This window comes from Tistlia sp. (genome assembly GCF_040905785.1).
Classification (GTDB): domain Bacteria; phylum Pseudomonadota; class Alphaproteobacteria; order Kiloniellales; family DSM-21159; genus Tistlia.
The window spans coordinates 1-8,091 of sequence record NZ_JBBDQW010000028.1; the positions used below are offsets into that span (position 1 = coordinate 1).

An 8,091-nucleotide genomic window follows, 5' to 3' on the forward strand; every position below is an offset into this window, starting at 1 on the left:
TGGCGCCGGTGACCTCGCAGATCTCGCGGATCACCTTGCCGCCGGTGCCGATCACGTCGCGGATCTTGTCCTTGGGGATCGAGATCGTGGTAATGCGGGGGGCGTGGGCGGCGACGCTGGTGCGGGCGTTGCCGATCGCCTTGGCCATCTCGCCCAGGATGTGCAGCCGACCGTCCTTCGCCTGATCGAGGGCGATCTTCATGATCTCCCGGGTGATCGAGGTGATCTTGATGTCCATCTGCAGCGAGGTGATGCCCGTCTCGGTGCCGGCGACCTTGAAGTCCATGTCGCCGAGGTGGTCCTCGTCGCCCAGGATGTCGGACAGCACCGCGTAGCGCTCGCCGTCCTTGATCAGGCCCATGGCGATGCCGGCGCAGGGGCGCGGCAGCGGCACGCCGGCGTCCATCATGGCGAGAGAGCTGCCGCAGACCGTGGCCATCGAGGAGGAGCCGTTGGACTCGGTGATCTCCGAGACCAGCCGCAGGGTGTAGGGGAAGTCCTCCTTGGAGGGCAGCAGCGGATGCAGCGCCCGCCAGGCCAGCTTGCCGTGGCCGATCTCGCGGCGGCCCGGGGTGCCGAGGCGGCCGGTCTCGCCGACCGAGTAGGGCGGGAAATTGTAGTGCAGCATGAAGTTCTGGCGGTAGCTGCCCTCGAGCGTGTCGACGATCTGCTCGTCCTGCCCGGTGCCGAGGGTGGCCGTGACCAGGGCCTGGGTCTCGCCACGGGTGAAGAGCGCCGAGCCATGGGTGCGCGGCAGCACGCCGACCTCGCCGAGGATCGGCCGCACGGTCTTGGTGTCGCGGCCGTCGATGCGCCGGCCGGTGTCCAGGATCGAGCCGCGCACGACCTCGCTCTCGAGCTGCTTGAAGACGTCGCCGAAGACGGCCAGGGCCTCCTCGTCGTCGCCGAGCGACTCCTTGGTCGCCTGCTTGACGCGGTCGATGGCGGCGCGCCGCTCCGTCTTGTCGACGAAGCCGTAGGCCTCGAGCAGCTTGCCGCCGATCTCGCCCTTCAGGCGCTCGGCCAGAGCCGCCTTGGCGGGCGGCGTTTCGGTCAGGCTCCAGGGCTCCTTGGCGGCCTGCTCGGCGAGATCGATGATCGCGTCGATGACCTTCTGCATCTCGGTGTGGCCGAAGGTGACCGCGCCGAGCATGACCTCCTCCGACAGCTCGGAGGCCTCGGACTCGACCATCAGCACGCCTTCCTGCGTGCCGGCGACGATCAGGTCGAGCTCGGAGACCGGCATCTCGTCCATCATCGGGTTGAGACGGTACTCGCCCTCGAAATAGCCGACCCGCGCCGCGCCGATCGGGCCCAGGAAGGGCAGGCCCGAGATGGTCAGGGCCGCGGAGGTGGCGACCAAGGCGAGGATGTCGGGGTCGTTCTCCAGGTCGTGGCTCAGCACCGTGCAGACGACCTGGGTGTCGTTGCGGAAGTTCTTGTGGAACAGCGGCCGGATCGGGCGGTCGATCAGCCGGCTGGTCAGGGTCTCCTTCTCGGAGGGCCGGCCCTCGCGCTTGAAGAAGCCGCCCGGGATCTTGCCCGCGGCGAAGGTCTTCTCCTGGTAGTGCACGGTCAGCGGGAAGAAGTCGACCGCCGGCTTGTGGGCGGCGGCAGTGACGGCGCAGAGCACGACCGTCTCGCCGTAGGTCGCCAGTACGGCGCCGTGGGCCTGGCGCGCGAGGCGCCCGGTCTCGAGCGTGAGCGTGCGGCCGCCCCACTCGATCTCAACTTTCTTGATGTCGAACATCTGGATCAGGTCCTTCAGGTCAATGGCCGGTCAAGGGCGGCACCGGACCCGCGTAAGCGGCGCTCGTCTGCTAGACGGCGTCGCTTGCGTCGGCCCGGTGAATCGGAAGCGGGCGTACCGGCCGCCGGCCCGCCTTCCGGGGTGAAGAAAGTCGTGCGGCCGGCGCCGCCAGGGTACGAGACCCCGCGGTGCCGCCGCGCGACGAACGAGAAGTGTCTGCTCCCGCCTTTCCGAGGCACGGCGTCGAAGAAGGTGCTGTGGGCGAAAAGCGGGTCATGGAAGCGATGCTCCGGGCCGTCCCGCCGCTCAGCGGCGCAGGCCCAGGCGCTGGATCAGCCCTTCGTAGCGGCCGTGATCCTTCTTCTTGACGTAGTCGAGCAGGCGGCGGCGCTGGCCGACCATGACCAGAAGCCCACGACGGCTGTGGAAGTCCTTCTTGTGGGTCTGCATGTGCTCGGTCAGGTTCTTGATCCGCTCGGTCAGGATCGCGACCTGGACCTCGGGCGAGCCGGTGTCGCCGCTCTTGGTGGCATACTCGTCGATGAGCGCCTGCTTGCGCTCGGCAGTGATCGACATCGTGGTCTCCTCGTCAGAGGTTGATGACGCGGATCGGGCGAAGCTCACCGGCCTCGAAACGGGAAATGGCCACCGGCTTGCCGCCACACATGGCGCAGACGATGTCGCCCGGTTCGAGGTGTCGGATTCGCTCGGCGCTCGAGCGGACCAGCATCGATATTGCCTGTCCGCTCTTGAGCCGGCTCGCCTCCGCTTCCGTCAAGGCCAGTGCCGGGATGTCGTCCAGCGCGGTCTCGACCGGGAGCAGCAGCTCCTCAGGGCGCGCACTATCGGTATTCGCCCCAAGGGTGTCCAGCGAAATCGCGTCCTTCTCCGTGAAGGGGCCGACGGCCAGGCGGCGCAACTGGGAGATGTGCCCCAGGCAGCCGAGGGCCTCGCCGAGATCGCGGGCGAGCGAGCGCATGTAGGCGCCCTTGCCGCAGTCGACCTCGAAGACGCCGTGGTCCGGATCCGGCAGGTCGACCAGCGCGAAGCGGTCGATGCGCACCTTGCGGGCGCTCAGCGGCTTGGCCGTGCCGTCGCGTGCCAGGTCGTAGGAGCGCTGGCCGTCGACCTTGATCGCCGAATAGATCGGCGGCACCTGGTCGATCTCGCCGACGAACCGCGGCAGCACCGCCTCGATGGCGGCGCGGTCGGGGCGCTCCGCCCGCTCGTCGAGCAGCGCGCCCTCGGCGTCGTCGCTGTCGGTGGCCTGACCCCAGCGCACGGTGAAGCGGTAGGTCTTGTCGCCGTCCATGACGTAGGCAACGGTCTTGGTCGCCTCGCCGAAGGCCAGCGGCAGCAGGCCGGTGGCGAGCGGGTCGAGGGTGCCGCCGTGGCCGACCTTGCGGGCGTCGAGGAGGCGCCGGACGCGGTTGACGACGTCCGTCGAGGTCATGCCCGAGGGCTTGTCGACGACCAGCCAGCCGTTCAGCGGACGGCCCTTCGTCCTACTCTTCGCCACGGTCTCTTCCGGTCTCGCCGGCGCCCTGGCCCGCCGCCGCATCGCTCCCGGGCTCGTCGCCCGGCTGCAGGTCGCGGCGGACGCGCTCGCTCGCCAGCAGGCGCTCGACGCGCTCGGCCTCGTCGAAGGTGCGGTCGAGCTGGAAATCCAGGCTCGGCGTGTAGCGCAGGGTCAGCTGCTCCGCCAGGCGGCGGCGGAAGTAGGGTGCCGCACGCTTGAGGGCGGCCAGCACCACGGCCTCGTCGCGGCCGGCGAGCGGCAGCACGAAGACGGTGGCGTTCTTCAGGTCCGGGCTGATCCGCACCTCCGAGACGGTGATGCTGGCGTCGGCCAGGTCTGGGTCGTGCGCCTCGCCGGCGGCGAACAACCGCGCCATGAGGTGGCGCAGCTCCTCGCCGACGCGCAGCTGGCGCTGGGTCGGGGCCTTGGGGCCGCGGCTGCGTGTCATGATCGACGTTCCCGAGTTCGGCCCCGAGGGGCCCGATGCCATTGGAGGCCGGTGCCATGGAGGCCGGCGGCGCGGGCGCCCCTCCAGGGAGCGCCCGACGCCTTGCCTTGCGCCGGACCGCCGGCGCCGCGCGCGCCCTAGAGCGTGCGCGCCACCTCCTCGACCTCGTAGCACTCGATGCGGTCGCCGACGGCGATGTCCTCGTAGTGCTCGAAGGCCATGCCGCACTCGTAGCCCTGCTGGACCTCGCGGACCTCGTCCTTGAAGCGCTTCAGGGTCTTCAAGGTGCCGGCGTGGATGACCACGTCGTCGCGCAGCAGGCGCACCTTGGCGCCGCGCTTGACCACGCCCTCGGTGATCATGCAGCCGGCGACCTTGCCGACCTTGGTGATGTTGAAGACCTCGCGGATCTCCGCGTAGCCCAGGAACACCTCGCGCTGCTCCGGTGCCAGCAGACCGCCGAGCGCCTTCCGCATCTCGTCGATCAGCTCGTAGATGATCGAGTAGTAGCGGATGTCGACGCTGTCGCGCTTGGCGAGGTCCCGGGCCTGGGCGTTGGCGCGCACGTTGAACGCCAGGATCATGGCGCCCGAGGCACGGGCCAGGGTGACGTCCGACTCGTTGATGCCGCCGACCGCCGAATGCAGGATCTCCGGCCGCACCTCGTCGGTCGCCATCTTGTCGAGCGCGCCCAGGATCGCCTCGAGCGAGCCGTGCACGTCGGCCTTTACGACCAGCGGCATGGTCCGGGCGGCGCCCTCGCGGATCGCGCTCAGCATCTGCTCCAGGGTGCCGCGGCCCTGGGTCGCCATGGTCGCGGACTTCTTCCGGTCGGCGCGGAAGTCGGCGATCTCGCGGGCTCGCGCCTCGTCGTCGACGACCACCAGGTCGTCGCCGGCCTCCGGCGTGCCGGACAGGCCGATGACCTCGACCGGCACGGAAGGCCCGGCGCTGTCGACGCGCTCGCCGCGGTCGTTGAGCAGCGCGCGCACGCGGCCGGACTCGGCGCCGGCGACGAAGATGTCGCCGACCTTCAGGGTGCCGCGCTGAATCAGCACCGTGGCGACGGCGCCGCGACCCTGCTCCAGCTTCGCCTCGACCACCGTGCCCTCGGCGTTGCGGTCGGGGTTGGCCTTGAGCTCGAGCAGCTCCGCCTGCAGCAGCAGCACGTCGATGAGGTTGTCCAGGCCTTCGCGGGTCTTGGCCGAGACCTCGACGCAGATCACGTCGCCGCCCATGTCCTCGGGCACCAGCTCGTGCTGCAGCAGCGCGGTCTTGACCTTGCGCGGGTCGGCGCCGGGCACGTCCATCTTGTTGATGGCGACGATGATCGGCACGCCGGCCGCCTTGGCGTGGCTGATCGCCTCGACGGTCTGCGCCATGATGCCGTCGTTGGCGGCGACCACCAGGATCACGATGTCGGTGACGTTGGCGCCGCGCGAGCGCATCTCGGAGAAGGCGGCGTGGCCGGGCGTGTCCAGGAAGGTGATCTTGTCGCCGCTCGGCACGACGATCTGGTAGGCGCCGATGTGCTGGGTGATGCCGCCGGCCTCGTGTGCCGCGACGTCGGTCTTGCGCATGGCGTCGAGCAGCGAGGTCTTGCCGTGGTCGACGTGGCCCATGACCGTGACGACGGGCGCACGCGGCTGGAGCAGGGCGCCGTCGTCGTCGGTGCCGCGCAGCCCGATCTCGACGTCCTGGGCCGAGACGCGCTTGGACCGGTGGCCGAACTCGCCGACCACCAGCTCCGCCGTGTCGGCGTCGATGCTCTGGGTGATGGTCGCCATGACGCCCATCTTCATCAGCGTCTTGACGACCTCGCCGCCGCGCTCGGCCATGCGGTTGGCCAGCTCCTGCACGGTGATGGCTTCGGGAATGGTGACTTCGCGCACGATTTTCTGACCTGACTGCAGCTGCTCGCGGGCACGCTGCTTCTCTCGCTCGCGCTGGCGGCGCACGGCGGCCAGGGACCGGATCCGGTCCTCGTTGCCCTCGTCGTCCAGCGCCTGGGTGATCGTCAACTTGCCCTGACGCCGCTTCGGCTCGTTCTTGGTGCGAGTCGGCGGCGGTGCCTTGAGGGCGGTCTTCTTCTTCAGCGCGCCGCGCGGGCCTTCGTCCTCGACCTCGCGTGCCTTCGGCGTCGGCCGGGTGATCCGCTCGACCTCCTTGGGGGTCGGCATCGGCGCCGGCTCGGGGGCGGCTGCCTCGGCTTCCTTGGCAGCGGCGATCGCCGCTTCCGCGGCGCGGGCTTCCTCGGCGGTCTCCTCCGGCAGGCCCTCGGCCTGGCGGCGCACGGCCTCGTCGGCCTCGCGGCGGGCGCGATCCTCGGCCTCGAGGCGGCGCCCCTCGGCCTCCGCGGCCTCGCGCTTGCGGCGCTCGGCGTCCTCGACCTCGCGACGCGCGGTCTCTTCCTTGGCGTGCTCGAGCGCGCGCATCCGCGCCTCGCGCTCTTCCGGGCGCAGGTTGCGCAGAGCCGGCGGCACGACCCGCTGCTGGGGAAGCTGCTGGAGCGTCTCGGCCTCCTCGGGCGCCTGGGCCTCCTCGGCCACGGCGGTCATGCCGCCGCCGTCGCCGGGCCGGTAGGTGCGCTTGCGCTTGACCTCGACCTGCACGGTCTTGGTCCGGCCGTGGCTGAAGGACTGGCGGACCTGGCCGGTCTCGACCGTCTTCTTCAGCTCGAGCTTCTTCGGCCTGTTCAGCGTCAGCGGCTTCTTCGCCTCTTGGCTTTCGTTCTCTGTGCTCATCTCTTCCAGAACTTTCATTCCACCGGTGCGCCGGAGGCCCCGAGGGGCATCTTGGTCTCGTCGGGCAGTTCGTACTCGGCCAGGCGCTGCAGATCCCGAAGCAGCCGGTCGGCCATTCTAGCCTCCGTGACCGCAAGGTGCACGGCCGTAGCGCGCCCCAGGGCCTCGCCGAGCTCCGCCGACCCGAGCGGGCGGCAGACGATCAGCTCCGGATTGCAGCCGCGGCCGAGTGCGGCGATGCGCTCGCGCTCGCTGACCGAGCCGTCGTCGGCCTGGATCAGCACGACCGCGCGGCGCGACTCCAGCGAGGCGCGCACCTGGTCGTGGCCGACCGCCAGGGTCCCGGCCCGCTTGGCCAGGCCGAGGCCCTCGAGGCAGCGCCGTCGGAGCAGCCGGCCGATCTGCTCCGGCAGGTCCGCCGGTACGGCGACCGGCGCCTTGGCGGCACGGGCGAAGAGGCGGCGCTTCAGCGCGGTCTCGACCAGCGGCCGGCGTGGCCGGATCCACAGGCCGCGGCCCGGCAGGCGCTCGGCCAGGTCGGGCACGAGCGTGCCGTCGGGGCCGACCACCAGACGCAACAGCTCCGCCTTCGGCAGGCGCTCGCCGCTCGCCAGGCAGCGGCGGACCGGCCCGGAGTCGAGGGTCTCCTCGGAAACCGACTCCGTCTGGTCCGCCTGGGGCTCCTGCATCTCCGCCAGCATCACGCCTTGTCGCCCGCCTCCGTCGTTTCGGCCGCCGGCTCGGCGGCGACCGGCGCGGCAGCGGCGTCTTCGCCGTCCGCAGCAGGCGTCGCAGCCGCCTCGTCGGCCGGCGCCTCGCCGCCCGCTGCCTTGTCGCCCGCCGCCTTGTCGCCCGCCCCGGCGTCACCCCCGGGCTCGTCGTCGAACCAGTGGGCGCGCGCCGCCATGATGATCGCGTTGGCCTCCTCCTCGCCGGGCGAGAGGTCGCCCAGCATCTCGACCAGCTCGTCGCCGGCGAGGTCCGCCAGGTCGTCGAGGGTCTTGACGCCGCCCTCGCCGAGCCGCACCAGGCTGGCCGCGCTCAGGGCCTCCAGGGCGGCGACCTCGTCGGTCACGCCCAGGGCCTTGCGCTGCTCCTCGAACTGGCGGTCCTGCTCGTCCAGGAAGTTCTGCGCGCGCTGGCGCAGCTCCTCGGCGACGTCCTCGTCGAAGCCCTCGATCTCGCTCAGGTCCTCGATCGGCAGGTAGGCGACCTGCTCGACGGAGGTGAAGCCCTCGGCGACCAGCAGGTGCGCGATCACGTCGTCGACATCCAGGGCGTCGATGAACATCTGCGAGCGCGTGCGGAACTCCTCCTGGCGGCGCTGGCTCTCCTCCTCCTCGGTCAGGATGTCGATGTCCCAGCCGGTCAGCTGCGAAGCCAGGCGGACGTTCTGGCCGCGCCGGCCGATCGCCAGCGACAGTTGCTCGTCGGGCACCACGACCTCGATCCGGCCCTGCTCCTCGTCGAGCACGACCTTGGTGACCTCGGCCGGCGCCAGGGCGTTGACGACGAAGGTCGCCGGGTCCGGCGACCAGGGGATGATGTCGATCTTCTCGCCCTGCAGCTCGCCGACCACGGCCTGGACGCGGCTGCCGCGCATGCCGACGCAGGCGCCCACCGGATCGAT

7 protein-coding genes are annotated in these 8,091 nt (G+C 70.8%); all 7 read right to left on the bottom strand.

All coding sequences use genetic code 11. The features are described from left to right. A partial coding sequence (gene pnp, locus WD341_RS07055; protein ID WP_368424738.1) for a polyribonucleotide nucleotidyltransferase occupies positions 1 to 1,756 on the bottom strand: 1,756 nt, incomplete at its 3' end. 300 nt (positions 1,757 to 2,056) lie between these two features. Next, positions 2,057 to 2,326 carry a 30S ribosomal protein S15 gene (rpsO, locus tag WD341_RS07060; RefSeq protein WP_368424732.1) on the bottom strand — a complete coding sequence of 90 codons (270 nt, stop codon included), beginning with the start codon at positions 2,324 to 2,326 and terminating at the stop codon, positions 2,057 to 2,059. A 13-nt stretch (positions 2,327 to 2,339) separates the two neighbouring features. Next, a complete protein-coding gene (gene truB / locus WD341_RS07065) occupies positions 2,340 to 3,311 on the bottom strand; it encodes a tRNA pseudouridine(55) synthase TruB (protein ID WP_368424733.1) in 972 nt (323 codons plus the stop codon). Next, entirely contained in the window at positions 3,256 to 3,717 is a 462-nt protein-coding gene (gene rbfA / locus WD341_RS07070; protein WP_368424734.1) for a 30S ribosome-binding factor RbfA, read from the bottom strand. The genes truB and rbfA overlap by 56 nt, the downstream gene beginning before the upstream one ends. 137 nt (positions 3,718 to 3,854) lie before the next feature. Beyond that, the gene (gene infB / locus WD341_RS07075; protein WP_368424735.1) at positions 3,855 to 6,461 is read right to left on the bottom strand and encodes a translation initiation factor IF-2; all 2,607 of its coding nucleotides are present in this window, start codon (positions 6,459 to 6,461) and stop codon (positions 3,855 to 3,857) included. A 14-nt stretch (positions 6,462 to 6,475) separates the two neighbouring features. Next, complete coding sequence (locus tag WD341_RS07080; RefSeq protein ID WP_368424736.1) at positions 6,476 to 7,162, bottom strand: RNA-binding protein; 687 nt, start codon at positions 7,160 to 7,162, stop codon at positions 6,476 to 6,478. After that, on the bottom strand, positions 7,162 to 8,091 hold a 930-nt coding region (locus tag WD341_RS07085; RefSeq protein ID WP_368424737.1), incomplete at its 5' end, for a transcription termination/antitermination protein NusA. The genes WD341_RS07085 and WD341_RS07080, both read right to left, overlap by 1 nt.